Annotated in this window: 23 protein-coding genes; 2 read left to right on the plus strand and 21 right to left on the minus strand. The window is 70.5% G+C overall.

Annotated features, from left to right (window positions below; all coding sequences use genetic code 11):
* Positions 1–190 precede the first annotated feature (190 nt).
* The 9 genes from MKK67_RS28685 to MKK67_RS28725 form a co-directional block, all read right to left on the minus strand.
* Positions 191–2,191 carry an SDR family NAD(P)-dependent oxidoreductase gene (locus MKK67_RS28685; RefSeq protein WP_243971972.1) on the minus strand — a complete coding sequence of 667 codons (2,001 nt, stop codon included), beginning with the start codon at positions 2,189–2,191 and terminating at the stop codon, positions 191–193.
* A 98-nt stretch (positions 2,192–2,289) separates the two neighbouring features.
* Positions 2,290–2,448, minus strand: a complete 159-nt coding sequence (locus MKK67_RS28690) for a hypothetical protein (protein ID WP_167367636.1) — start codon at positions 2,446–2,448, stop codon at positions 2,290–2,292.
* A gap of 91 nt (positions 2,449–2,539) precedes the next feature.
* Complete coding sequence (locus MKK67_RS28695; protein ID WP_243971974.1) at positions 2,540–3,406, minus strand: DUF1206 domain-containing protein; 867 nt, start codon at positions 3,404–3,406, stop codon at positions 2,540–2,542.
* Between the two features lie 130 nt (positions 3,407–3,536).
* Positions 3,537–3,878: a hypothetical protein gene (locus MKK67_RS28700; RefSeq protein ID WP_092036933.1), complete on the minus strand. Its 342-nt coding sequence runs from the start codon at positions 3,876–3,878 to the stop codon at positions 3,537–3,539.
* A gap of 62 nt (positions 3,879–3,940) precedes the next feature.
* Positions 3,941–4,504, minus strand: a complete 564-nt coding sequence (locus tag MKK67_RS28705) for a Uma2 family endonuclease (RefSeq protein ID WP_243971976.1) — start codon at positions 4,502–4,504, stop codon at positions 3,941–3,943.
* An 86-nt stretch (positions 4,505–4,590) separates the two neighbouring features.
* The gene (locus tag MKK67_RS28710) at positions 4,591–5,154 is read right to left on the minus strand and encodes a Uma2 family endonuclease (RefSeq protein WP_243971978.1); all 564 of its coding nucleotides are present in this window, start codon (positions 5,152–5,154) and stop codon (positions 4,591–4,593) included.
* Between the two features lie 61 nt (positions 5,155–5,215).
* Positions 5,216–5,761 carry a Uma2 family endonuclease gene (locus MKK67_RS28715; protein WP_243971980.1) on the minus strand — a complete coding sequence of 182 codons (546 nt, stop codon included), beginning with the start codon at positions 5,759–5,761 and terminating at the stop codon, positions 5,216–5,218.
* 56 nt (positions 5,762–5,817) lie between these two features.
* Positions 5,818–6,984 (minus strand): M23 family metallopeptidase, encoded by a 1,167-nt coding sequence (locus MKK67_RS28720; RefSeq protein ID WP_243971982.1) that lies wholly within the window; start codon positions 6,982–6,984, stop codon positions 5,818–5,820.
* Positions 6,985–7,391: 407 nt separating this feature from the next.
* On the minus strand, positions 7,392–7,859 hold the full coding sequence (locus MKK67_RS28725; RefSeq protein ID WP_243971984.1) for a peroxiredoxin: 468 nt from the start codon (positions 7,857–7,859) through the stop codon (positions 7,392–7,394).
* A gap of 176 nt (positions 7,860–8,035) precedes the next feature.
* On the opposite strand from MKK67_RS28725, the gene MKK67_RS28730 reads away from it, so the two are divergent.
* Complete coding sequence (locus MKK67_RS28730) at positions 8,036–11,521, plus strand: DUF3971 domain-containing protein (RefSeq protein WP_243971986.1); 3,486 nt, start codon at positions 8,036–8,038, stop codon at positions 11,519–11,521.
* 214 nt (positions 11,522–11,735) lie between these two features.
* Here MKK67_RS28730 and MKK67_RS28735 read toward each other — a convergent pair whose 3' ends face one another.
* The 9 genes from MKK67_RS28735 to ileS all read right to left on the minus strand — a co-directional run bounded on the left by MKK67_RS28735 (position 11,736) and on the right by ileS (position 22,985).
* Positions 11,736–12,509, minus strand: a complete 774-nt coding sequence (locus tag MKK67_RS28735; protein ID WP_243971988.1) for a ferredoxin--NADP reductase — start codon at positions 12,507–12,509, stop codon at positions 11,736–11,738.
* A gap of 240 nt (positions 12,510–12,749) precedes the next feature.
* Positions 12,750–13,700, minus strand: coding sequence for a ring-cleaving dioxygenase (locus MKK67_RS28740; RefSeq protein ID WP_243971990.1), 951 nt, complete (start codon positions 13,698–13,700; stop codon positions 12,750–12,752).
* A gap of 107 nt (positions 13,701–13,807) precedes the next feature.
* The gene (locus tag MKK67_RS28745; protein WP_243971993.1) at positions 13,808–14,800 is read right to left on the minus strand and encodes an MBL fold metallo-hydrolase; all 993 of its coding nucleotides are present in this window, start codon (positions 14,798–14,800) and stop codon (positions 13,808–13,810) included.
* A gap of 362 nt (positions 14,801–15,162) precedes the next feature.
* On the minus strand, positions 15,163–15,390 hold the full coding sequence (locus MKK67_RS28750; protein WP_243971995.1) for a hypothetical protein: 228 nt from the start codon (positions 15,388–15,390) through the stop codon (positions 15,163–15,165).
* A 48-nt stretch (positions 15,391–15,438) separates the two neighbouring features.
* Complete coding sequence (locus tag MKK67_RS28755) at positions 15,439–16,731, minus strand: M16 family metallopeptidase (RefSeq protein WP_243971997.1); 1,293 nt, start codon at positions 16,729–16,731, stop codon at positions 15,439–15,441.
* Positions 16,732–16,841: 110 nt separating this feature from the next.
* The gene (locus MKK67_RS28760) at positions 16,842–18,251 is read right to left on the minus strand and encodes a M16 family metallopeptidase (protein ID WP_243971998.1); all 1,410 of its coding nucleotides are present in this window, start codon (positions 18,249–18,251) and stop codon (positions 16,842–16,844) included.
* 160 nt (positions 18,252–18,411) lie between these two features.
* Positions 18,412–19,074, minus strand: a complete 663-nt coding sequence (locus tag MKK67_RS28765) for a hypothetical protein (protein WP_243972000.1) — start codon at positions 19,072–19,074, stop codon at positions 18,412–18,414.
* Positions 19,075–19,234: 160 nt separating this feature from the next.
* Positions 19,235–19,750 (minus strand): signal peptidase II, encoded by a 516-nt coding sequence (gene lspA / locus MKK67_RS28770; protein WP_243972003.1) that lies wholly within the window; start codon positions 19,748–19,750, stop codon positions 19,235–19,237.
* Positions 19,751–20,006: 256 nt separating this feature from the next.
* On the minus strand, positions 20,007–22,985 hold the full coding sequence (gene ileS, locus MKK67_RS28775) for an isoleucine--tRNA ligase (RefSeq protein WP_243972005.1): 2,979 nt from the start codon (positions 22,983–22,985) through the stop codon (positions 20,007–20,009).
* 394 nt (positions 22,986–23,379) lie between these two features.
* Between ileS and MKK67_RS28780 the strand changes: the two genes are divergently transcribed.
* Complete coding sequence (locus MKK67_RS28780) at positions 23,380–23,661, plus strand: hypothetical protein (RefSeq protein WP_243972007.1); 282 nt, start codon at positions 23,380–23,382, stop codon at positions 23,659–23,661.
* Between the two features lie 104 nt (positions 23,662–23,765).
* Here MKK67_RS28780 and MKK67_RS28785 read toward each other — a convergent pair whose 3' ends face one another.
* The 3 genes from MKK67_RS28785 to MKK67_RS28795 all read right to left on the minus strand — a co-directional run bounded on the left by MKK67_RS28785 (position 23,766) and on the right by MKK67_RS28795 (position 26,433).
* Complete coding sequence (locus tag MKK67_RS28785; RefSeq protein ID WP_243972009.1) at positions 23,766–24,716, minus strand: DMT family transporter; 951 nt, start codon at positions 24,714–24,716, stop codon at positions 23,766–23,768.
* Positions 24,717–24,831: 115 nt separating this feature from the next.
* Positions 24,832–25,173 carry a hypothetical protein gene (locus MKK67_RS28790; protein ID WP_243972011.1) on the minus strand — a complete coding sequence of 114 codons (342 nt, stop codon included), beginning with the start codon at positions 25,171–25,173 and terminating at the stop codon, positions 24,832–24,834.
* Between the two features lie 417 nt (positions 25,174–25,590).
* On the minus strand, positions 25,591–26,433 hold the full coding sequence (locus MKK67_RS28795; RefSeq protein WP_243972013.1) for an NAD(P)-dependent oxidoreductase: 843 nt from the start codon (positions 26,431–26,433) through the stop codon (positions 25,591–25,593).
* Between the last annotated feature and the right edge of the window lie 80 nt (positions 26,434–26,513).

The following is a 26,513-nucleotide window of genomic DNA, read 5'->3' on the forward strand; positions in this document are numbered from 1 at the left end:
CGGGACAGGGGCAATCTGACATGATTCGCTAATACAAGGTGCCGAAGCTCAGCGGAGGCCTCGAAGGAGCCCTCCAGGAATCGCGCGGCTGGCTGGAGGGCTCCTTCGAGGCCTCCGCTGCGCTCCGTCGCCTCAGGATGAGGGGGTTGGGTGGGACGAAACACGAGGTCGACCCGGGGAGCCGAACGCGTCAGCCGATCGCAGCGCTCGCCGCACCGACCTGCGGCTCAGCCTCGGCCGTCGCCCCCGTGGAAACAAAATCCCGCCCGGCCGGCCGTTGCGCGTGGCGCTCGCGGAAATGCGGCACCGCCGCCTCGAACACGGCCTCAGCGGCCGCCCGGTCGCCCGCCGCGACGGCCGCCCGCAGCTGGGCCACCCAGGCGTCGAGCCGGGCGCGGTCGGCGAAGACCGGGCGGGCCGCCATCACGCCGTCGATGCCCGGCAGGGTGACTCGGGGCTCCTCCCGGGCGAACAGGATCTCGTTGAGCCGCTCGCCGGGCCGGGCGCCGGTATAAGCGATCTCGATCTCCGCCCCCGGCTCGAACCCGGCCAGCCGGATCATCCGCTCGGCGAGCTCGGCGATCCGCACCGGCTGGCCCATCTTGAGCACGTAGACCGCGGCGCGCTCCGCCTCCGGGGTGGTGCGGCCCTCGCCGTCGGCGTGAGAGGCCGCGGTCAGCACGAGGTCGCAGGCCTCACGGACGGTCATGAAATAGCGGACCATGTCGGGATCGGTGACCGTGACCGGGCCACCCCGGGCGATCTGCCCCTTGAACACCGGCACCACCGAGCCGACCGAGCCGAGCACGTTGCCGAAGCGCACCGCGATCAGCCGGGTCGGATGGTCCGGCTTGGCCGACTGCTCGGCGTCCAGCGCCTGGGCGACCATCTCGGCGAAGCGCTTGGTGACGCCGAGCTGCGAGACCGGCTCGATCGCCTTGTCGGTGGAGACCATCACGAGGGCCCGGGCGCCCGCCGCGACGGCGGCCTCGGCCACGTTGATCGAGCCGAACACGTTGGTCTTGATGCCCTCCTGCCAGTCGCGCTCCAGGTAGGGCACCTGCTTGAGCGCGGCGGCGTGGACCACGCAATCGGGCCGGAACGCCGCGATGACCTGATGGGTCCGCTCCCGGTCGCGGATGTCGGCGAGCACGCCGGTCACCGCGGCCTGCGCGGACAGGATCGCCGGGTGGCTGAGGATGCCGTGGAGCGCCGGCTCCGAAGATTCGAGCACCAGCACCGCGGCGGCCCCGAAGGCCACGGCCCGCAGGCAGATCTCCGAGCCGATCGAGCCGCCGCCCCCCGTCACCACCACCCGGCGGCCGGCCAAAAACGCCTCCAGGCGCGGCCGGTCGATCGCCACGGTGGGGCGCAGGAGCAGATCCTCGATCTCGAGGGGCGCCAGCTCGGGCCCCTGCGCGCCCTCGCCGAGCCCGACCACGCGGGCGAGCGGCAGGCCGAGCCGCCGGGCGCGGGCGATCAAGTCGTCGGGGGCGGCCTCCGGCACCAGGGCGCTCGGGGCGGCCACCAGCCGCCGCACCGGCTCGCCGCCCGCCGCCAGCTCCGCCACCACCCGTTCGAGATCCCGGAAACCGCCGAGCACGGGCACGCCGCGCATGAACTGCCCGGTCTCGTCCGCCCGGGGCGACAGGATCCCGCGGGGCGCCAGCTTCCGGACCGAGCCGGTTTCGATGGCGCGGATCAGCACGTCGAGATCGCCGCCGCGCCCGAGCAGCAGCGTCGGCACGGTGGCGGCCCGGGCGCTCGATTGCCGGGAGCGGGTGTCCTTGAGGTACCGGAACGCAAGGCGCGCGCCCCCGAGCAGAAAGATCTGCAGGACCCAGTACAAAACAATCGCGATCTTGCCGAAGAAGTAGAAGCCGTAGAGGTCGGCCGAGACCAGGACCCAGTCGGTCACCAAGAGAGTCAGGGCCAGGACGCTCGACGCCCGGACGATCCCGGCGAGATCCTGCAGCGAGGCGAAGCGCCACTTGGTCCGGTACAGCCGGAACCGGCCGTAGACCAAGCCGGCGAACAGCAGGAACGGCGGCAGCAGCAGCGGCAGGGCGTGCAGGCGCTCGTCCAGCATGCCGCCCTGGAAGCGGAACAGGAAGGTGAGCACCACGGCGGCGGCGGTCGCCGCGAGGTCGTGGGCCACCATCACCGCGATCTTGTAAAAGCGCTGCTGCATCGGGGGCCGGATGGGGTGCCGCGCGGTATCCGCCGCGGCATCCGCCCTGTCAACGCGGGGCCGGACGCCTCAGGCGCGCGCCCAGCCGGGGGATCGTCCTACTTGACGATCGCGCCGGAGAAGCCGGTCTTGAAGTTCTTCTGGTAGGTCCGGCCCTTGAGCGGGTAGACCTTGTCGACGAGCAAGGTCTTGACGCGCTCGTTGAAGTCTTCGGTCGTTACAGTCTGCGCCTTACCCGTGATCAGCGTCCTGGCCATAATCGTCTCCGCGTCGTCGCCCAGGGCACGGTATTGCGCGGAGGGTGAACTCTACATGGGGCATGGGCGACGATTTACAAAGACTTATCTTTCAGGTGAGCGCCCGGACGGCCGCTCCGGCCGCGTCGTCGACCCGGTCGATGTTGGGGGCGTCGATGTGCCGGTAGCGGGCCTGGATCAGCCCGAAGGCTCCGAAGGCGGCGTGGCCGGCCCCGACCAGGGCGAGCAGGATCCAGCCATAGGGCTGGGCGCGCAGCAGCGCGAAGGCCTCCGTCAGTCCCTTCGCGTCCGACGAGCGCTGGTGCCAGGCCGCCGCCACCAGGAACCCGCCGATGATCAGGAAGGCGATGCCCCGGGCCGCGTAGCCGAAGCGCCCGATCGGGCCGGCCCAGCGGTCGCGGGCCTGGGCGTCGAGGGACAGCCGCTCGGTGACGTCGCCCCGCCAGGCCTTACTCAGGACTCCCTTGCCCAGGAACCCGAAGCCGCCGCCGATCACACCGAGGCCGACGAGGGCCACGAGCCAGCGCCCGAAGGGTTTTGCCAGGAGCCAGGCGGTGCCGTCATGCACGCCGTCGCCGCCGCTCATGCCGAGGCCAAGGCTGAGCGAGGCGGCGCTGACGGCGAGCCCGAAATAGATCGCCGCGCTGATGAGATGCGCGCCGCGCACCGCCAGCCCCTTGGCCGAATTGCCCCGCCGGTCGGCGTCGGTCACGCCCTCGACCAGGCGCCAGAGTGCGAAGCCGGCGAGCCCCAGGGCGATCAACCCGACCAGGACCGCGCCGAACGGTCCGCCCAGCACGGCCCGCAGGGCATCCTTGCTGTCGCCGGCCCGGCCGCCCTGGCCGATGGCGGCGAGCAGCGCCAGGGCGCCGACCACGCCATAGACGACCCCGCGGGCGCCGTAGCCGAAGCGGGCGATGCGCTCGATCGTGTTGCGCCCACCGGGGAGGGGATTCATGCACGGTACCGGGCGGAGCGTTGTTCAGGGTTCGGCACGGGCAGGATCCGGTGGCGTGGGCCCGATCAACGTCCGGACGCCCGGACCCGATCCGTTGCCAGCTCTACACCGGCGGCCGGATCACACCGGATCACATGGGCGTCCGCTCCGCGCGGCCGGCCAGGGCGACGTAGAAGCCGAGGCCGTCCTGGGCCGGCAGGGTATGCAGGCGCTCGATCAAGCCGCGACGCTTCGCGTCGAGGAGCAGGCGGCCGGCCGGCTGGAACAGGGTCTCGCCGCCGCCCTCCGGGGGCGGGTCCAGGCGGATCGCCACGGTCTTGCCCTTGGCGAAGCGGCTGCGCTCCAGCATGTCCTTGAGGGACGCCTCCGCGGTCGCCCGGTTGGCGCCGCGCAGGTCGAGCACGGATTCCGCGTCCGTCACGCCGAGGGCGCCGCGCAGCTTGGCCGCGTAGAAATCTTCGAAGTGGGGCAAGTCGGCGCCTTGAAGCTCTGCTGGGCCGGACGAACCGGCGCGTTGCGATCGGGTGCGGTGCCTCAGACGGCGAGGCCGCGGTAGATGTCGCGCACCGGCACGGTGCCGTCGAGTTCCGGCAGCGCAAGGCTGCCGTCGAAGCCGAGCGCCTGCACGGTCCAGTCATCGGCCTCCCGGCGCCACACTTCAACGCGGGCCTCGTCGGAATAGACGATCAGCAAAACCTTGAGGCTCGGCACCGTGCGGTAGAAATCGATCTTGCGGCCCCGGTCCAGGCTCATGGTCGAGGGCGACAGCACCTCCGCGACCAGAAGCGGATCCTCGGCGTAGCCGTCGGGCAGCGGCGGCCCGCAGCGCACCACCACGTCGGGGATCGGCACAATATCGTCCTGCGCGGCGCTGACGATCCCGAGCCCGGGCAGGGCGCGGCAGCCCCGCGGCTCGGCCAGGGCATCCAGGCGTCCGGCCAGGTTCATGACGATGCGCTGATGGCGCTCCCGCGGCGGCGACATGAGCGCAGGCTCGCCGTCGAGAAGTTCCCAGCGCTCCGCATCCGGGCGGTTCTCCGCCCAGCGCTTGAACTCGGCAAATCCCATGCGCGTGTCGCGCCGCGCGGCCACAGCCATCGCCGCCCTCCGGTCACCGGACGATGGTAGCACCGGTGATGCCACCCGCAACAGCGCCGGTTCAGGAGGCTGCGCGGGCCGGGCCGTCAGGCGTCGAGGCCGCGGTAGATGTCGCGCACCGGCACGCTGCCGTCGAGTTCCGGAAGTGCAACGCTGCCGTCGAGTCCGAGCGCCGCCACGGTCCAGTCGCCGGCCTCCCGACGCCAGACCTCGACGCGGGCCTCGTCGGAATAGACGATCAGCAAAACCTTGAGGCTCGGCACCGTGCGGTAGAAATCGATCTTGCGGCCCCGGTCCAGGCTCATCGTCGAAGGCGACAGCACCTCCGCGACCAGAAGCGGATCCTCCGCGTAGCCGTCGGGCAACGGCGGCCCGCAGCGCACCACCACGTCCGGGATCGGCACGAAATCGTCCTGCGCGGCGCTGACGATCCCGAGACCCGGCATCGCGCGGCAGCCCTTGCCATCGGCGAGATCGCCGATCCGGCGGATCAGATTGGCGACGATCGCCTGATGGCGCTCCCGCGGCGGCGACATGAGCACGGGCTCGCCGTCGAGGAGTTCCCAGCGCTCCGCATCCGGGCGGTTCTCCGCCCAGCGCTTGAACTCGGCAAATCCCATGCGCGTGTCGCGCCTTGCGGCCACAGCCATCGCCGCCCTCCGATCCCGGCGCGATGGTAGCACCCGCGATGGCGCCCGCAACAGCGCCGGTTCAGACGGTCACCCGGGCGTAGGCCTCGCCCACCGGCAGGGCACCGCCGAGTTCCGGCAGGGCGATGGCCTCGCCCGGCCCGGCGACCCGCATCGTCCAACCGGCATCCCGGCGCCAGACCTCGATCCGGGCCTCGTCAGAATAGACGATGAGCAGGCTCTGGAGGCTCGGGACGGTGGCGTATAAGGCGAGCTTGCGGCCGCGGTCGTTGGTCATGGTGCCGGGCGAGAGCACTTCGGCGATCAGCAGCGGATCGTCGATGAAGCCGCTGGGCGGCATCGACCCGCAATGGACCACCACGTCCGGATAGGGCGCGTAATCGTCCATCGCGTCGCTGAGGATGGCGAGGCCGGGATAGGCGCCGCAGCCGCGAGGCTCGGCCAGCCCGTCGAGACGGGTGAGCAGGTTGGTCACGATGCGCTGGTGCCGGGCGCTCGGGGGCGCCATCAGCACCGGCTCGCCGTCGAGCAACTCCCAGCGCTCCTCGTCCGGACGCGGCTCGACCCAGCGCCGGTACTCGGCGACGCTCATGCGCCCAGTCTGCATCGCGGCCTCCGATCGGACGCACGACGATATCACGGATCGAAAAATCCGGCGCCAACTCAATCGGTTGCGAGTGCCGCCGCGAGGTCACCGCCGGCATCGAGGAAGCGCTGCGGGTCGACCGGCTCGCCGTCGATCCGGGTCTCGTAATGCAGGTGCGCCCCGGTGGAGCGCCCGGTCGAGCCGACGGCGCCGACCACGTCCCCCGCAGCGACGCGCTGGCCCGGGCGGACGAGGATGCGGGCGAGGTGGCCGAATCGGGTGACCACGCCGTGGCCGTGGTCGATCTCGACCATGTTGCCGTAGCCGCCGGCATAGTCCGCGGCGCTCACCCGGCCGGGGGCGGTGGCGCGGGCGGGCTCGCCGGACTCGGCCTTGAGGTCGAGGCCGGTATGGAGCGCCAACCCCCGGGTGAACGGGTCGAGCCGGGTGCCGAACGGGCTCGACACGACCGGCTCGCCGCGGATCGGCCGGGCCAGCGGCAGTGCTGCAGCGAGCCGGTGCAGGCGCTCGCCGTCACCCAGCGTCCGGCGGGCCAGGTCCAGGTTGCTTTCGAAGCCGCTTGCGAAGCTGGTTCCGTCCAGGGCGCGGGCGTCGAGGGGGACCAGCGGGCCGCCGGTTCCGGTCTCTGCCGTGCGGTCCAAGCGGTCGGGGTCGAGGCCGGTGCGGCCGATCAGCCCGCGCAGGCGCCGGACCGTGTCGCCGGCCCGCACGACCACCCGCGCGAGGCGCTCACCCTGCGCGGTCCCCAGGCCGTCGAGGCGCGCCTCCAGCCGGATCAGCCCGGTTTCGGCGTCGATGGCGCTCCGGCGGGGGAGAGCGGGGAGCCGGGGCGGGGCGCCCGCCTCGGCCGGGCGCAGGCCGAACGCGTCCGGGCCCTCGTCCGGGCGGGGCAGCGCGCCGGTGGTGAGCGGGTCGTTGATCTGGGCTCCGAGGCCGGCCAGGGCCGCCTGCCGGCGCTCCAGCTCGGCCTGACGCTCCAAAGCCGCCGCGACCCGCTCGGCCAGGCTCGATTCCGCGCCGGCCCGGTCGCGGCCCGCCCGGTCGAGCCGGTCCCGCAACTCGGTGAGCCGGGCCTCGTAGGCGTCCCGCATCGCCCCCTGACGGGCGACGAAGCCGGCGAGCACGTCGTCGTGGAACACGATCAGGTAGGAGGCCCCGAGCGCCCACAGGAGGGCGAGGGCGAGCCCGGCGGCGAGGATCTTGGGAAGCGGCGGGCGATGCATCACGACGGCCCCGTAGGAGCCGCCATTCAGACCCGATTAGGGTTAAAGATCCGTCGCGCCGCCCGCTCCCGACCGGCTACCGCGGACATGGGTTTCGGTCTTCGAGCAGGCCACGGCGTTGCGCGTGACGGGCGCGGGTCCCCACTCCCGTGCGGGCTACGATGTTTACACATCGGCTCGCGAAAGCCGCGACGCGCCCCCTCTCCCGTGCGGGAGAGGGTTGGGGTGAGGGACCGGGTCTGTCCGGAAAGCGCGCATCCCTCACCCTGTCCCTCTCCCGCACGGGAGAGGGGACCCGCGCCACATCCGGGGATGTGTGAATCCGCGAGCCCGTGCGGGGGAGGGCGCGCGTCGCGGCCTGCGAGAACGAGAGCGCCCCAAACCCGTGTCGGCAGTAGCCCGTCCGATCAGGGCAGCGCCCGGGCGGCCTCCAGCACCGCCTCGGCATGACCGGGCACCTTCACCTTCGGCCAGACCTTGGCGATGCGCCCTTCGCGGTCGACCAGCACGGTGGTGCGCTCCACGCCCATGTATGTGCGCCCGTACATGCTCTTCTCGACCCAGACCCCGTAGGCCTCCAGCACGCCCTTGTCCTCGTCGGAGGCGAGGGGGAAGGCGAGGCCGTACTTGCCGCAGAACTTGTCGTGGCTCTTCACCGGGTCCGGTGACAGGCCGATCACCTTCGCGTCGGCCTCAGCGAAGGCCGGCAGCAGGCCGTTGAAGTCCTGCGCCTCCAGGGTGCAGCCGCTCGTGTCGTCCTTCGGGTAGAAGTAGAGCACGATCTTGTGACCGCGGAGCGCCGACAGCGCGATCCGTCCTCCACCGGAGGCCGGAAGGTCGAAATCGGGGGCCGGATCGCCCTCTGACAATGGCATCGTGCCTTCCTTTCGGCCGATTGATGGTGTGCAGTCCCGCCATGCGCGGCAGCACCATGAGGTTGCGCCGCGCCGCCCGACCAGAACTCGGAGTCACGCCCGCTGTAAAGCGCGGACGCGCTTCGATCCACCGGCCGCGGAGTTCCGCGTGCGAAGCCCCCGGAACAAGGGTCCCGATGGCGGACGAGACGACCTTGGCAGGCAAGCCTCGGGGGAGGGCGCGACGTTGGGGCGGGTTCTGCCTCGTCGGCGCGCTCGTCCTGGTGCTGCTCGTCGGCGGCGGGATCGGGCTGGCGGTCCTGCGCCTGTCCAACGGACCGCTGCAGATCGACGCCCTGTCGCGTCGGGTCGCCGCCGCGGTGGCCGAGCGGATCGGGCCGGGCTGGAGCATCGGGATCCGCGGCAGCAGCCTCGAACTCGACCGTGAGAACGCCCTGAGCCTGCGCTTCTCCGGGCTCGACATCCGCAATCCCCAGGGTGATCTGGTGGTGCGGGCGCCGCTGGCTCTGGTCAGCCTCGACCCCTGGAGCCTCCTGCATCTCAACCTGCAGCCGCGCTCGATCGAGTTCCGCGAGACCCAGACCACCGCCCTCGTCCACCGGGACGGCTCGATCGCGTTCGCGGCCTCCGAGGCCAACCACCCGGTGGATATCGAGCCGCACACGCCGCCGAGCGTGGACGAGGCACGCGGCAAGGTCTCGCCGCTCTCGGCGACCCTGGCCTCGATCTTCGGCGTGGTGCTGGATTCCAGCGGCGTCGTCGGCGCCCTCGACCGCGCCCGCATCACCGACGCGCGGCTGCGGCTGATCGACGACGACGGCCGCGAGCGCGCGGTGTTCGCCCGGGTCAACGGGCTGTTCGGGCGCGATCCGGTGAACGGCACCCGCAACTTCGAGTTGCGACTCGATGGCCCCCATGGCGAGTGGCGGTTCGGCGGCGCCCTGCGCGAGGTCGGCGAGGGGCAAGAGGGCCAGGGGCAAGACGGCAAGCCGCTGGCGCGCTCCGGGGTCATCACCCTGGACGACCTGCCGGTCCCCGACCTGCTGCTGCTCTCCGGCCAATCGAGCCTGCCGTTGACCACCGATCTCAAGCTCTCGGCCCGGGCCGACGTGAGCCTGGTGGCCGGGCGGATCACGACCATGAACGCCAAGGTCCATACCGGCGACGGTACCTTCCTGATCGAGGAGAAGGACTTCAACCCGGTCACGGTCGAGAGCCTGGACGCGACCCTGAACTGGGACGAGGCCGGCCGGGTCATGTCGCTGACCGGGCTGGACTACCGGGGGGCCGGCAACGCCGTCCATCTAACCGGCACCTGGACCGAGAGCGCGCCGGACGCCGCCACGGCCTGGACCGCGACGCTGTCGGGTCGCGACGCGACTTTGCGCGGGGCGACCGCGAAGGATGCGCCGGTGAAGATCGACGCGCTCGACGCGCAGCTCACCGGCCGGGACGGCGGCATCGCCATCGACGCGCTCAATGTTTCGGCCCCGGGCGTGCAGGGGGTGATCACCGGCACGATCGGCACCACGGCTGACGAGGGCGGCCTGACCCTGCGTATCCTCGGCCATGACGGCGAGGTCCGGACCGGCCTGCGCCTGTGGCCGGAGCATATCGCGCCGCCGGCCCGCACCTACCTGGTGGACCAGCTGCGCCGCGGCCGGATCGAGTCCGTCGATATCCGCGTGAAGATGTCCGGCACGGTGCTGGCCGCCGCGACCAAGGGCGAGCCGGCCCCCGACGACGCGGTGCATATCGATTTCCGGGTCTCCGACGCGGCGCTGGACGTCACTCCCGACGCGCCGCCCGTGGTCAAGGGCAACGTCTCCGGGACCATCACCGGGCGCTCGACCACCGTGCGCAACGTGACCGCCGAGGTGCGCGGACCGGACGGCCGCGGGCTGGCGATCTCGGACGGCAGCTTCGTGATCCCGCAGATCACCCCGGACCGGGTGGTGGCGCAGATCGGCATGCGGCTCTCCGGCGGCGCGGACGGCATGGCGTCCGTGCTCCAGGCGAAGCTGTTCAAGAGCCTGATGAGCGTGGATCTCGACCCGGCCACGATCAAGGGCAACGCCGACCTGCGGGTCGACTTCCCCCTCGACCTGAAGCACGTGCCCGACCTGCCGAACCTGCCCGTGACCCTGTCGGGGACGCTCTCCGACCTCTCGGTCGACAAGGTGATGGGCAAGGACCGGCTGGATTCGGGCAAGTTCTCCCTGCTGTACGACCGCGGCGCCTTCACGCTGAAGGGCGACGGCCGGGTCGCGGGCGCCCCCATCTCGGTGGACCTGCGCCAGCCCAAGGTCGGCCAGCCCGGCGAGGCGGTGGTCAACCTCGCCCTCGACGAGGCCTTACGCGGCAAGAAGGGCCTGCCGACCGCGCCGCAGCTCTCGGGCACGATCCCGGTCCGCGCCGTGGTGCCGATCGGCCGGCCCGGAACGGCCAAGCCGCCGATCCGGGTCGAGGCGGACCTCGCCAAGGCCGGCATCGATGGGCTGGTGCCCGGCCTGACCAAGCTGGCGGGCAAGCCGGGGCGCGTCAGCTTCACGCTGGTCGATAGCGGCCAGACCTACGAGCTGCGCGATTTCGCCCTCGACGCCGCCCCGGCGGCCGCGCGCGGCAGCCTCACGATCAGCCCGGAGGGAGGCCTGGAGCGGGCCGACCTGACGAGCGTCAAGCTGTCCCCGGGCGACGACCTGCGGGTGAGCCTCGACCGCACCGGCACCGGCTACAAGGTCCTGGTCCGCGGCGCGGTGGTCGATGCGCGGCCGTTCCTCAAGTCGCTCGGCGGTCCGGATGCCAAGGGCGGCAAGGAGGCGAAGGACGCGAACCCGAAGGATATCGACGCCGACATCCAGGTGCCGATCGTGGCGGGCTTCAACGACGAGGCGCTGACCAACGCCAACCTGCGGCTGTCGCTGCACGGCCGAACCCTGAAAGCCGCCACCATCACCGGGCGCTTCCGCGCGGCCCCGTTCGCGGCCACCGTCACCCGCGGCGAGCGCGGCGTGCCGACGCTCGCCGTGGACTCAGCCGATGCCGGCGCGACGTTGCGCTTCGTCGACATCTACCGGCGGATGTATGGCGGGCGCCTCACCGCCGGGATCGGCCTCAACGACGGCCCGCAATCCGGCGTCGTGCAGATCCGCGACTTCTCGCTCCGCAACGAGCCGGCGCTGTCCAGCATCATGGCGCAGGGACCGGAGCCGGCCGAGGCGGACACGGCCCGCGGCCGCCGGATCGCCCCGGGCCGGGCGGCCGGGGACGTCACCTTCGACCGGATGCGGGCGAATTTCGTGCGCAGCGGCAGCCGGGTCGATTTCAGCGACGCGGCGATCTCCAACGCCGCGATGGGCTTCACCCTGTCGGGCTGGCTCGATACCGGCCGGGAGCGCACCGACATGACCGGGACCTTCGTGCCGCTCTACGGGCTCAACAACGTCGCCTCGCAGCTGCCGCTGCTCGGGCCGCTGCTCGGGGGCGGGCACAACGAGGGCCTGTTCGCGGTCAATTTCCGCGTCTCCGGCAAGCTCGCCTCCCCGGACGTGAGTGTGAACCCGCTCTCGGCCATCGCCCCGGGCTTCCTGCGCAAGCTATTCAGCGCCGGCGGAGGCCCCTTCGCGGACGGCGTGCCGGCGGTGCCGCAGGGCGAGCGGTGAGCTTCATCTCGTTCGGCGGCACGTTTTCGACCTGCACCGTCATTGCGAGCGCAGCGAAGCAACCCAGGGGAACGTCATCTTCTGCGATCGCGCGCTGCCCTGGGTTGCTTCGCTGCGCTCGCAATGACGAAGGGGGAAGATGAACGCCGCCGCAAAGGCGCGAAAAAACCCGGCGCAGCGGACCGCACCGGGCTGAACGCAAAGTCCGAAAAACCTACTTCTCGACGAAGGCTTTCTCGATCACGTAGTGGCCGCCTTCGCCGTGGTTGCCTTCCTCGTAACCGCCGGTGCTGAGCAGCTCGCGGGTGTCGCGGATCATGTCGGGGCTGCCGCAGAGCATGAAGCGGTCGGCCTCGACCGACATCGCCGGCAAGCCGATATCGGCAAACAGCTTGCCCGAGACCATCAGGTCGGTGATCCGGCCGCGGTTGCGGAACGGCTCGCGGGTCACGGTCGGGTAGTAGATCAGCTGGTTCGAGATCATCTCGCCCAGGAACTCGTGCTTGGGCAGGGACTCGGTGATGGTCTCGCCGTAGGCCAGCTCCTGCACCTGCCGGCAGCCATGGACCAGCACGACCTTCTCGAACCGGTCGTAGGTCTCCGGGTCCTTGATGATCGACAGGAACGGGGCCAGCCCCGTGCCGGTGCCGAGCAGGTAGAGGTTCCGGCCCGGCAGCAGGTTGTCGAGCACCAGGGTGCCGGTGGGCTTCTTGCCGACGATGATCGGGTCACCGACCTTGAGGTGCTGGAGCTTCGAGGTCAGCGGCCCGTCCTGGACCTTGATCGAGAAGAACTCGAGCTCCTCCTCGTAGTTGGCCGAGACCACCGAATAGGCGCGCAGCAGCGGCCGACCCTCGACCTCGAGGCCGATCATGGTGAACTCGCCGTTGCGGAACCGGAACGCCGGGTCCCGCGTGGTGCGGAACGAGAACAGGTTCTCGGTCCAGTGATGCACCGACAGAACGCGCTCCTCGTAGAACTTGCTCATCGACGGATCAGTCCTCGAATCCTCTGATGCTCGGCCCATGCCCCCGGCGATTCGGGGCGCATGAGGTTCGGCAATCGTCGCCGCCCCGCGGACGCGGGGTCGGACCCCGCGCGTCGGCGCGCCGGGATCCGGATGTCAAACACATGTTGGGTGCTTCTTTCGCAGTTGCAGCACGCCCGTCAAGGCGCGTCAGGATCACACCTGCGGAAGAAGTGAATCGCCTGGAATCGTTCGAATATTTTAACCGGCGGTGACCGGCCGGAGCGGCTTCAGCCCCGCCTCGATCGCGGCCCGGCGCGGCTCCAGGAACGGCGGCAGGGCGAGGCGGGCGCCCAGGCTCTCCAGGGGCTCGTCGGCGGTGAAGCCCGGCCCGTCGGTGGCGATCTCGAACAGGATGCCGTTGGGCTCGCGGAAATACAGGCTGCGGAAGTAGTAGCGGTCCACCGGCCCGCTGCTCGGCACCCGGGCGACCTTCAGCCGGTCGGCCCAGGCTCCGTACTCCGCGTCGGGGATGCGGAAGGCGACATGGTGGACCGCGCCCGCACCCTGCTGCGCCGGCGCCGAGGCATCGGCCAAGAGCTGGATCTCGGCGGCCGGGCCGCCGGGGCCCATGGCGTAGACATCGACCGCGCCGTCGCCGGTCTCGAAACTGCGCGCCCGGCGCATGCCGAGCAGATCGGTCAGCACGGCGGCCGTCCGGGACGGGTCCGGCACGGACAGGCGGATCGGGCCCAGCCCGCGGATCTGGTAGGCCGCGGGCACCGGCGAAGCGTCCCAGGGATGCTCCGGGCCGGTGCCGCCGTCATCGACCAGGGCGAGGCGCTGGCCCTCGGGATCCTCGAAATCGACGGTGAGGCGGCCATCGCGCAGGGCGGGTTCGGCCACCACGGATCCGGCCTCGCGCAGGCGCGTGTGCCACCATATCACTGCGCCTTCGCCGGGCACCCGCAGATGGGTGCGGGTGATGCTGTTCGACCCGCGCCGCTCCCGGGGCGCCGGCCAGTCGAAGAAGGTGATGTCGCTGCCGGGGCTCGCCAGTCCGTCGGCGTAGAACAGGTGATAGGCCGAGACGTCGTCCTGGTTCACGGTCTTCTTCACGAGCCGCAGGCCCAGCGTGCCGGTGTAGAACGCCACGTTCTCCGCGGCGCGGGCGGTCACCGCGGTGAGGTGATGAATGCCGGTGAGCTGCATGGTTTTGCTTTTGGGTTTTTGCTCCGATGTGCCTCACGTGGGGATCGGAGGTGGAATTGCGAGCGCGTGACATCTCCCGAAGATGTAGCTTGTGACGCAAGCGTGAGTCAGAGGGCCATCAAATCTCGGCCGACGATGATGTCGCCATGGAAATATTGTCGCGCTTCCTTGCTCCACATCTCGTCGGTGATCGCTGGATCACCACCCGGCACAAAATGGCTCAGTACCAATGTCTTCACGCCCGCCGCAGCGGCGATGCGCCCGACTTGTTCGGTTGTGGTGTGCGATTTGACGAGGTGATCGAGGAGGGTCGGCGCGCCGTCGACTGTCCGCATCAGCTTTTCCAGAGCCGGCAGATACATAACCTCATGAACCAGAACGTCGGCACCTTGTGCGAGCCGAATCAGATTCTCGCTGTACGTGGTGTCGCCGGAGAACACGACCGACCGGCCCGGCGTATCGAAGCGGTAGGCCAACGCCGGCTTGAGTGTGTAATGGTCGACCAAAGCGCAGCTTACGCGCACCTGATCGTTCTCGAGCACCAATCCTGGCTCGTCGAACTCGTGTACGACGATCAAATCCTTGAATGGCGGCCGGCCTTCTTCACGCATGCGCGTTTCGATATCGACCACGTTCATGCGCATGAAAGATGCAATCATGTCCTTGATCGGCGGCGGCCCGTAGATGTGAACCGGCGTCGTCAATCCGGAGGCCCAAGCCAGGAGGACGAGATTGCCGAGATCGGCATTGTGATCGGAGTGGTGATGCGTCAGAAATATAGCTTGAAGTCTCGACAGTTTTACACCAGCTTTTGTAAGCTGCGTCGCGACACCATTGTCACAATCGACGACATAGGGTCGGCCATTGATCGTCAAAAGATTGGCGGGGGCAGCCCGTAAGGTCGAAGGAGTCGGGCCACCCTTCGTCCCGAGCAGGACCAAGCGCGTGCCGGCAGCCGCGTCTTGTGTTTCCGCCTGAACGCGGGTCGGTGCTTGCGCCTGAGCATCGCGAATCTGGGAAACCAATGGAAGCGACGTCGCCGCAAGCGCATGTCGCATGAACGTCCGCCGATCCGCACTGAAGACGTGATCATCGGTCATACGGACGCACCTAAACTCTAGCAGATCGAGAGACGCAAAAGCCTCGTAGCTCCAAGATCAACGGAACAGAACCGATTTGCAAGTCGATAAATGGCAGATGTTTTCGAGTCAGTGATTATTATAATTTATGTATTTATTCAAATATAGAATAAAATATGCCGCGACCATAAATCATTGAGCTGAGGAATAAATGTAAATCTATTGCGATTGCGGTCTTTCTCCGGAGAGAGGATGATCCCGCACGACGGCCAGAACCGCCGTCAGCCGGGCCTCGACCTTGGCCGCGCCCTGAGGGGATTGCGCCGCGATGTAGGCCAAGGCGCAGTCGATCTGCTGCAGAGCGCGCCTTTGAAACCGCAGCTTCAAAGGCGGTATTTAGACAGGACCGCTTCGACCTCGGCCTCAGTCGCAAAGTCGCCGCGCGCCCTTTCGGCCTGCGCCTCGATCAGGTCGGCCTCTTCGTCCGGTGTCAGCGCGATCACCGCATCGTCCCGGCCCGCATAGGCGAGCACCATGCGGGCGATCTCGTCCTGCATCTCGGGGGACAGGGCGCGGGCGGTCTGCACCGCGCGATCCAGAAGCTCGGTCATGACCGCATTCTGCACCCGATCGCCGCCCGGAAAAAGCGGCCTCGACCGTCAGAGCCCGACCGGGCGGCCGGCGGCGACCACCAGCATCCGGCCATCCGCAAAAGTCCGGGCGGCGGCGCGGCGGATGTCGGCCTGGGTCACGGCCGAGACCAGGGCGTTGCGGCGGGCGATGTAATCCATGCCCAGCTCCTCGAAGGCGATCTGCACCAACTGGTGCGCGATCTTGGTCGAGGTGTCGAAGCCGAGCGCGTAGGAGCCGGTGAGGTAGTCCTTGGCCTTCTGCAGCTCGTCGTCGTCGGGCCCATCCGTGATCAGCCGGCCGATCTCGTCGCCGATCACCGACAGCGCCTCGCCGACGCGCTCGTTCTTGGTGGCGGTGTAGCCCCAGGTCATCGCGGCGGAGCGGTGGCTGACCAGCGACGTGCCAACCGAGTAGGCCAGCCCGCGCTTCTCGCGCACCTCCTGGAACAGGCGCGAGGTGAAGGCGCCGCCGCCGAGGATGTGATTGAGCACGTAGGCCGGGATGAAGTCCGGGTCGCGCCAGGCCACGCCGGCCATGCCGAAGCGGATCACGGATTGCGGCACATCGAGATCGACCACGATGCGCCGGCCGAGTTCCTGCACCTCCGTGCGCGGCACCGCCTCCAGCGCCCCGGCCTCGGGCAGGGCCCCGAAGGCGCGGTTCAGGCCCTCGGCCAGCTGCTCGGCCCCGATGGCGCCCACCGCCGCGACCTTCACCCGGCCGCGGCCGATGATGCGGGCATGCATCGCCAGCAGGTCGTCCCGGGTGATCGTGGCGACGCTCTCGACCGTGCCCGAGGAGGGCCGGGCATAGGGGTGGCCGGCGAACGCCTCCTTGAAGAACCGGCGCGAGGCCAGCACGCCCGGATCGTTCTGCTGGTAGCGCAGGCCGGCGATCACCTGGCCGCGGACGCGCTCGATCGCGTCCGGGTCGAGGCGGGGCTTGGCGAGCGCCAGGGCGAGGAGCGCGATGCCCTCGTCGGCATGCTTGACCAGCATCTTGAGCGAGCCGCCGATCGCGTCGGGGCCGGCATGGAAGGACAGCTCGATCGCCCGGGCGGCGAGCCGCTCCTGGAACGCGTCGGAGGTGAGGTCGCCGGCGCCCTCGTCGAGGAGCCGGGCCAGCATCTGGGCGCAGCCGGCCTTGCCGGCCGGGTCCTGCGCGGCGCCGCCCTCGAAGGTGAAGGCCAGGGCGATCATCGGCACCACGGGGGATTCGACGTGCCACGCCTCGACGCCGGCGGCGGTGGTCACCGGCAGCGCCGTGGTGGGGGAATTGGCGGGGGCGGCGGTGTCGACAAAGGGCTCGGCGACGCTCATGGGAACCTCTTTTTTATCGTGTCACGGGCGGCGGAGCCAGTCGACGCTCACGGCCTGATGCAGGTCCCGGCGGGGCCAAAAAACCGCCCGCCGGGACGCGCCCGAAAGAACTATTCCGCGGCCATCGCGACCGGGGCGTCGGGGTCCTGAGCCTTGGTCAGGTAGCCGGTGACCGAGCGGGACGGCGTCAGCCAGCGCTCGGCGGCGGCCTTGAGGCGCTCCTGCGAGACCGCCTCGATATCGGTCGGCCAGCGGCGGACCTCCTCGATGGTCTCGCCAATCGCCAGCGCCGAGCCGTAGATCCGGGCGAGCGAAGACTGGCTGTCGGACGAGTAGACGGTCTCGGCCACGAGCCGGGTCTTGGCGCGCTCGATCGCCTCGGCGCCCAAGGCCTCCGCGGGGGCGCGGCGCAGGATCTTGTCCACGGCCTCCTCCAGCGCCTCCAGGGAGACGCCCTCGGCCGGCACCGCGTAGACAGAGAACCGGGTCTCGTCGATCGCCGAGCCCATGTACCAGGCGCCGGCATTCACCGCGAGGCCGGTCTCCATGACCAGCTTGCGGTAGAGGTAGGAGGTCGAGCCACCGCCCAGCACCTCGGCGAGCAGCTCGAGGTCGTGGCAGCCGCCGTCGCGGGCGGTGATGCAGGAGGGGGTCAGGTAGAGCCGCTGCAGGGTCGGCTGCTCGACCTTCGGGTCGGCGACCGCGACCCGGCGCAGGGCCTTGGGCTCGGGCTCCCGCGCCCGCAGGCGCTCGGGCCGGGCGCCCTGGGGGGCGACGCGGCCGTAGGTCTCGTCGGCGAGACGGCGGACCTCGTCCGGGGTCACGTCGCCGGCCACCACCAGGATCGCGTTCTCGGGGGTGTAGAAACGCTTGTAATAGGCCAGCGCGTGCTCGCGGTTCAGGCCCTCGATCTCGTGCATCCAGCCGATGATCGGGATGCCGTAGGGGTGGTGCACGAACAGCGAGGCGGCCATCGCCTCGGAGAGCTGGGCGGAGGGGTCGGTCTCGACCCGCATGCGCCGCTCCTCCAGCACCACGTCGCGCTCGGGCGCGACCACGGCGTCGTCGAGGACGAGGCCGCTCATGCGGTCGGCCTCGAACGCCATCATGGTGCCGAGATGGTCGCGGGCGACCCGCTGGAAATAGGCCGTGTAGTCGTAGCTGGTGAAGGCGTTCTCCTGGCCGCCGAGGCCCGAGACGGCCTTGGAGAAGGCGCCCACCGGGTGCGTCTCGGTGCCCTTGAACATCAGGTGCTCGAGGAAGTGGGCGATGCCCGACTGGCCCAACGGATCATCGGCCGAGCCGTTGCGATACCAGATCATGTGGGTCGCGACCGGCGCCCGGTGATCGGGCACCACCACCACGTCGAGGCCGTTGTCGAGGGTGAAGGCCGTGACCTCCGGTCCGCCCGCCTCTGAGCGCCCGAACGGCGCGGCCTCGCCCCGGCCGGCACTGCCGCCGTACGGCGAGCCCGGACGCAGCGGGAAGAGGGTGGGCGTCGCCTTCCTGAACAGGTGCATTCCGCTTTCCTTTTGCCGGCCCCGTTCCCGACGCCCGCCTTGGCGGGACGCCAGGATGGATCGGGGCCGTCCGCGTCTCCGGCCGGCAAGAGCCGTACCGGGACAGAGTTGTCATGTTGCCATGCCGGGACGCCGTTGCAACAGCGCCACAGCTTGATGGTTACTGCTGGGCGCGCTGGCGCTGATAGGCCCGGGGGTCGGCCTCGTCGCGCTCGCGGCTGGCGTTGTTGATCGGGTCCCGCGACGGCGGCTGGGCCAGCTTCTTCGGGGATTGCCGGTAGCCGGTGGGCGGATCGGTCAGTATGTCCCGGGCCGGCTCGACATCGGAGGGCTCGGCATTGGCGCTCTTGCCCTTCAGCAGGTCGAACGGGCTGAGCAGGCTGTCGTCGCGGTTGGTGTCGCCCGGCTTGCGCTCGGCCTCGGTGGTGACGCTCGCGCCGGCGCGGCGGCCGTTGCGGATCTCGTCCACCGACAGGGTGGCGTTGTTGTCGTCGTAGCGCCCCTGAGCCTGGCTGCCCTTGGGCAGGCGCCGCTCGGTGGCGGCGCGCTCGCGCTCGGCGATCTCGGGATCCTTCGGCCAGGCGGTGCCGGTGGAGCGGGCCCGGGGCTGGGGCAGGGCCTTGCCGTCGAGCTTGGGCGGCATCACCAGCGGCGGGCGCTCGTGATAGTCGATCGGGTCCTGACGCTTCTCCAGGAGGCCGATGCCGGAGAGCGCGTCGCGCATGAACTCGCCGCGCTCCTGCGCCTGCGCGCCGCAGGTCAGCAGCGGCGCCAGCGCGACCGCGGCGGGGAGGATGAGACGAAGCCTGCGGTGCCCGGTCATGCTGCCTCACGGGTTCCGGCCGGGAATCCGGCGCGGGGACGGCCGCCACGCGGCCTGATCCGACGGGTCCCGGCCTGAGACCGGTTTCCGGCGATCGTATGGCGCCTTGACCGCATCGCACCAGTGGCTTGGGGCGGGCAGGGCCTATGTGTTGCAGGAATCACGGGTGCGGCGCCGATCCGTTCCGGGCGGCGTCGTTCGGCGTACTGCGTCCGGCTGGACTCAGGCTGTCGAGAATCAGGCCGATCACCCCGGCGACGATGGCCGCATCGGCCACGTTGAACACGTACCAGGACCAGCCGCCGGCATGCAGGTGGACGAAGTCGAACACCGCCCCGTAGGCGGCCCGGTCGATGGCGTTGCCGAGCGCGCCACCGACGATCAGCCCGAGGGCCACCGCCAGCAGCCGCGAGCCGGCCCGGGTCATCCAGATGCCGAGGCCGAGGGCAGCGGCCAGCGACAGGATCACCAGGAACCAGCGCCCGGCGCCGCTCTCCTGCTGGAACAGCCCGTAGGAGACGCCGCGATTCCAGACCACCACGAAGTCGGCGAACGGCGCCAGCCGCCACGGCTGGGTCAGCACGAGGTCGGTGCCGAAATAGAGCCCGAGCTTGGAGGCCTGGTCGAGGACCAGGGTGACGAGCAGGGCCAGCAGGCCGGCGCGGGTGGGGGTCATGGGCGGGGCAGGGGGAGGCCGGTTGATCCCCCCTCTCCCCGCATGCGGGGAGAGGGCTCCGGCGACCTTGTTGTCGCCGGAGCGAGGCGGCAGCCGAAGGTGAGGGGGCGATTCCGAATGAGCCTCATCCGTTCAAGCCCCCTCACCGCCGCTCCGGCTGCGCCTCCGCTTCCCGCACGGACGACAAGGTCCGTGCGGGCCTCTCCCCGCAAGCGGGGAGAGGGGAAGACGGCGGCGGTGTAGGCCCCCAAAAGACTCACGCCGCGCTGGCCTCCGGGTGCGCCGCGTCCCACTCGCGCAGGGCCTGGGCGTCGCGGGGGGTCACGTCCGGAAACTCCGGGTCGCTGCCCACCGCGGGGCTCACCCGCCAGGAGCGGGCGCATTTGCGGCCCTCAGCCGGAGTCGGCACCACGGCGACGCCGCGCACCTCGTCGATCCGGAACGCGTCCGCGGGCCCCTCGCCCGCCACCACCGTGATCGCGGAGGTGATGCAGGTATCGGCGAAGTCGCAGCCCTCCAGGGCCGCGAGCAGCTCCGGATCCGCGACGTAGACGGTCGGGGCCGCCTCCAGGCTCGCGCCGATCCGCTTGGCCGCGCGCTCGATCTCCAGCGCGCCGGTCACGGCCCGGCGCACCTTCCGGATTTTTTGCCAGCGCTCCGCGAGGGGGGCGTTGTGCCATTCGGCCGGGGTCTCCGGCAGGGTCTGGAGATGCACCGAGCCGTCGGCGGACGGGTAGCGGTCGAGCCAGGCTTCCTCCGCCGTGAAGGCGAGCACCGGCGCCAGCCAGACCACCACCCGGCGGAAGGTCTCGTCGATCACCTGCAGGGCCGCCCGGCGGGTCACCGACGAGATCGGATCGCAGTAGAGCGCGTCCTTGCGCACGTCGAAGTAGAACGACGACAGGTCGCCGGTCATGAAGCCGTTGAGCAGGGCCACGACCCGCTTGGTGTCGTAGGTCGCGTAGGCCTCGCGGATCTCGCCGTCGAGCTCGGCCAGCCGGTGCAGGATCAGCCGCTCCAGCTCCGGCATTTTTTGGACCTCGACGTCGTCGCCGGGAACGCGATGCGCCAGGGATCCCAGCATCCAGCGCAGGGAGTTCCGGAGCTTCCGGTAGGTCTCGGCAAAGGTCTTGATGATCTCCGGGCCGATCCGCAGGTCGTCGGTATAGTCCGAGGCGGCGACCCACAGGCGCAGGATGTCGGCGCCCGAATCCTTGATGATGCTCTGCGGCGCGACGACGTTGCCCTTCGACTTCGACATCTTCAGGCCCTTGCCGTCGAGCACGAAGCCGTGGGTCAGGACGATGTCGTAGGGCGCCCGGCCGCGGGTGCCGGAGGATTCGAGCAGCGAGGACTGGAACCAGCCCCGGTGCTGGTCCGAGCCCTCGAGGTACATCACCCGGTCCTGGCCGCCGTCGCGGACGCGCCGCGCGCCGGCGAGCGCCGGGAACGCCTGCGGATCGTCCAGCACGAAGGCGTGGGTGGAGCCGGAGTCGAACCAGACGTCGAGGACGTCCGTGACTTTCTCGTAGGCGGCGGGGTCGTGGTCCGGGGCCAGGAAGCGCTGGGCGGCATCGTCCCGGAACCAGGCATCGGCGCCCTCTTCCTTGAAGGCGTCGCGGATCCGGGCGTTGACGGAAACGTCCTTGAGGATCTCACCGCTTTCCCGGTGGACGAACACGGTGATCGGCACGCCCCAGGCGCGCTGGCGCGAGACCACCCAGTCCGGCCGGTTGCCGACCATGCCGTTGATGCGATTCTTGCCCTGGGGCGGCACCCACTGGGTCTCGTCGATGCTCTGGAGCGCGACCTCCCGCAGGGACCGGTTGCCCAGGCTGTCCACCGGCCGGTCCATGGCGATGAACCATTGCGGGGTGTTGCGAAAGATCACCGGCTTCTTGGAGCGCCAGGAATGCGGGTACTGGTGGCGCAGCACCCCGCGTGCGACCAGCGCCCTGGCCTCGGTGAGGGCGGCGATGACCGCCTTGTTGGCGTCGCCCTTCTCGCCCTTGTCGGTGAGCACCCGGGTGCCCTCGAAGCCCGGCGCGGCCTTGGTCAGGGCGCCGTCCGCATCCACGGTGTAGGGGATCGCGGGGTCGATGCCGCGCTCCTGCAGCAGCCGGCCGCTGGACATCCAGAGATCGAAATCCTCGCGGCCGTGGCTCGGCGCCGTGTGGACAAAGCCGGTACCGGATTCGTCGGTGACATGGTCGCCGTCGAGCATCGGCACGGCGAAGTCGTAGCCGCGGCCGTTGAGCGGGTGCGCCAGGGTGAGGCCGGCCAGCGTCTCCGGGCGCACGTCGGCCACGCGCTCGAATGCCTCGACCCGGGCGGCCTTGAACACGGTGGCGGCTAGGCTGTCGGCCAGCAGGTAGGTCTGCCCGGGGGTCGCCCAGTTCTCGGCCGGAGCCTGCGTCACCCGGTAGAGCCCGTAGGCGATCTTTTTGGAATACGCGACGGCGCGGTTGCCCGGCATGGTCCAGGGGGTGGTGGTCCAGATCACCACCCGAGCGTCCGCCAGCGCCGCGTCGGCCCCTTCATCGGCTCCTTGCCGGATCGGGAAGGCGACGAACACGGTGTCGCTGACATGCTCCTCGTACTCGACCTCGGCTTCGGCCAGCGCGGTCTTCTCGACCACCGACCACATCACCGGCTTGGAGCCGCGATAGAGCTGGCCGCTCATCGAGAACTTCATCAGCTCGTCGGCGATCACCGCCTCGGCCGGGAAGGCCATGGTCGCGTAGGGGTGGTCCCAGTCGCCGGTGACGCCGAGGCGCTTGAACTCCTCCCGCTGCACGTCGAGCCAGTGGGCCGCGAACGTCCGGCATTCCTGCCGGAACTCGATCACCGGCACGTCGTCCTTGTTGCGGCCCTTGGCGCGGTACTGTTCCTCGATCTTCCACTCGATCGGCAGGCCGTGGCAGTCCCAACCGGGGACGTAGTTGGCGTCGAGGCCGAGCGCGCCCTGCGAGCGCACCACCACGTCCTTCAGGATCTTGTTGAGCGCCGTGCCGATATGGATGTTGCCGTTGGCGTAGGGCGGGCCGTCATGCAGCACGAAGCGCGGCCGGCCTGCCGCCGCGGCGCGGATCTTCCCGTAGAGGTCGATCGCGGCCCAGCGCTCGAGCAGCAGCGGCTCCCGGGTCGGCAGGCCGGCGCGCATCGGGAATTCGGTGCGCGGCAGGAACAGGGTCTTGGAATAGTCGCGGGCAGAAGCGGTCTCGGGGGTGGTCATCGGATCTCGCATCGGCGGTCGGGCCGGCGGCAATGGGCCGGCATGGGCGGGCTAATCGGGCGGCAGACGATCCCGGACCTCCGCGCGGCCACGCCGAAGCGGGCCCTCAAGCGGAGGCCGGGCCGGTAATTCGAACGCTGCGGCCCGGGCCGCGAAGGATACGCGAAGCGTGCATCGCCGGTTCTCTATCAGCGGCCTCGGCCCGATGCCAGCGGCTGCGGCGATCCCGCGATCGGGCGCTGCGCCGAGACGGCCGGCAAGGCGGAACGCCCCCCTGCCAACGGGATCGACCGGCGTTCGTATGAGACCTTTCGGCACCTGAACCGTTGGTGGGTACGACCCCCGCAACCCGAAGCGGTGCGGAACACATCGAATCACCCATCAGGAGCAGACCATGAAGAAGCTGATGATCGCGACCCTCGCCCTCGCACCCCTCGCCTTCGCGAGCGCCGCCCAGGCCCAGGGCACGGCCCGGGGCGCCCAGCGCGGCGTCGAGGATGGTTCGGCCGCCGGCGGCCCGATCGGCGGTGTCGTCGGCGGCGCCGTGGGTGCGGCCACCGGCACGGTGGGCGGCGTCCTCGGCACCGATACCGATCCGGCCCGCCGCGCCCGTGAGGACCGGCGCGAAGAGCGGCGCGAGGAGCGTCTGGACCGGCAGGAGCGCATGGGCCGCTGAGCCGGACCACACGCGTGCGGCGTTCCGAACGGAACCCGCGCGCTCCCGCTGACCATCAGTGCGGGATCATTCCCACGGCCGCGCACTGAACCCGGCCGGTCGCCTCAGGCGGCCGGCCTGTCCCGGCGGATCGTCTCCTGCGCCAGGAGATAGAGGCCGGAGCCGACCACGATCATGGCCCCGGCGACCGTCCAGCGGCTCGGCACGTCGCCGAACAGCAGGAAGCCCAGGGTCACCGACCACAGCAGCTGGGTGTAGATGAACGGCGCCAGGATGTTGGCCGGCGCCCGGGCATGGGCCAGCACCAGCAGCCAGTGCCCGATCGTCCCGAACAAGGCGACCCCGATCAGCAGGGCCCAATGGGTGAGGTTGGCCGGGCTGGTCCAGATCCACGGCAGGAGCGGGGCCATCAGCGCGAGGCCCGCGAGCCCGGTATAGAACATGGTCGTGGCGGTTGAGTCGTAGGCCGCGAGCTTGCGCGTGATGATCGCGTAGAAGGCGTAGACCACGACGTTGGCCACGCAGAGCAGGGCGGCCGGGTGCATCCCGCCGAACCCGGGACGCACGATCACCAGCACGCCGATGAAGCCGACGCCGATCGCCACCATCCGGCCCCGGGACGACCATTCCCCGAGCAGCGGCCCGGCCAGCAGCGCGACGGTGAGCGGCGCGGCGAACTGGATCGAGATCGTCTCGGCGAGTTGCAGGTAGCGCAACGCCAAAAAATTCAGGGCCGTGGAGGCGAACAGCAGCAGCGAGCGCACGATCTGGAGCGTCAGCCGCCGGCTCTTCACCACGCCGGGCGTGCGCACCGGGTTGATGAACAGCGAGATCATCGCGACGCTGGCAGCGTAGCGCATGAAGGTGGTGACCAGCGGGTCGACCCCGGCCCGGGCCAGCGTCTTGGCGCTGGCGTCGAGGCTCGCGAAGAACGCGACGGCGCCGCACATCAGGGCGATGCCGACGATCCGCCGGCGGCGCGCGAGGTCGGGTGACAGGGCCGCGTGAGCGGGGACCCTGTCGTTGGCGACGGATGTCGCGACCTGCGTGCTCATGCCTGCCAAATCTCGGTGGAGGCCTGGATTCCTGCCACGCCCGCCGCCGCGGCGGCACCCGTCGCGGCGCAGGGGAAGTATGCAGCCGGCACGGTTCGCCGGCGCAGCATCCGGCTCAGCGCTTGGCCGCGACCTTCTCGGCGGAAGCGGTCTTGGTCGCCGCCTTGGCGACCTTCGCCTTGGCCGGCGTCGCGCCGGCGATCAGGGCGGCGAGGTGGCCCTGATCGAGGCCCGCGGTCGGGGCCGGCATAGCAGGGGCCGGCGCGATGGCAGCCGCGCTCACGGGCCGGCGCGGCTCGATGGAGCCGGTCGCGGCCGGATCGGGAAGGCTGGCGAAGGCCGCGATCGGACTCGCGGGGGCGGATTCGCGCTGCACGCGCAAGGTCCAATGGGCGGCGGTGGAGAGGGCGGCAATCCCGAGGATCGCCTTGATGCCGCCGGTGAGCAGGGCTCGCATGGTCGTCAGGCCCGAGAGAACGCGGTTACGCCGGACCGGATCCCCGGCCTCGTCGTATCATCGCGCCGGAGCGTGAACGAAGCTCCAAGCCGACCGGATCGGGCTGTCCCGGATCGGGGCAAAAGCGCCGAACCGGCCTCGGCTCTCGGATGAGGAATTCTATGTGGGCCTTGCGCCGAGCCCGCGGTTCCTGTTCCCCGCGCTCCCGACACGCCTGCAGCGACTCGGCCCACTGAGCCTCACAGGATTGGCCCAGAGAACTGGTCCGGACCACCCCGTCACTGCCGGCCCCGCTACCATGCAGGCCCGAGCGGGCTCGCGAAACCTTCAGGCGCATCAGCCGCGGGGACCGTCCGTGTAGAGGGTGGCAGCCGAGCCGGCAACAGAGCGGCGGCCGAATCGGCGCCCCCGCGGCGATCAGCGCTCCGCGGCGGCCGCGGCGAAGCGTATCAGCGCAGCGATCTCAGGGGTTCCCGCCTCGTCGGCGAGGCGCTCGTAGAGATCGGCGTAACCGGAAAAAACCTGCCGCCCGGCCGCGTCCGGCCCGAGGAAATCGGCGATCTCGCCCATCTCGGGCGCCCAGCGATAGGCCTTCGGCGCCATGTCGGGCAGGGCCTTGGCGAACCGGGCGAGCAGCGCCGGCTCGTTCTCGGCGAGTTCGTCGAGCAGCGCCGTACCGGCCCCGGCGCGCTCGGCGGCCAGGATCATGATCGCGGCGAGCGCGGTCAGCCCCTTGTTGAGGCCGGCATAGCTCATCTTGAGGCTGGAGGCCGCACCGACGGCGCCAGGACAGACCCGCAGGTCGAGGCCCAGCTCGCGCAGGACCAGGGCCGGGGCGGTATCGGCCCCCGAGACGTAGACGCGGGGCCCCTGGCTGCCGGGCTTCGGCGGCAGGCCCAGGATCGCCCCGTCGAGGAACGGCGTCGCAGTTTCAGCGACGATCGCGGCGATCCGCGCGAGGGTGTCCGGGCTGACGGCGTTGGCGTCCACATAGACCGGCTTGCGCGGCGCCGCGGCCAGCGCGGGGGCGAGGCGGCGAGCCAGGGCCTCCGCGTCGGCGGGCGGCACGATCGACAGCAGGATGTCGGCGGCCACGAGGTCGGCCAGGCCGGCATCGACTAGGCCGGCCGCCGCGGCACGCGCCCGGCTCGCCGCGCCGCGCCCTTCGAGGGAGGTCAGCACCGTGGCGCCGTGCTCGACCAGCCGCGCCCCGATGGCGCTGCCCATGGCGCCGGGGGCGATCACCGCGATGGTGGGCATGGGAGGCTCCGAGAATGCGCTGCTGGGGCCATGGTAGCCAGCGCGCTCACGCAGTCATAGCGTGCTCCGCGATCGGAGAT

It is taken from the genome of Methylobacterium sp. J-072 (assembly GCF_022829425.1).
GTDB lineage: Bacteria > Pseudomonadota > Alphaproteobacteria > Rhizobiales > Beijerinckiaceae > Methylobacterium.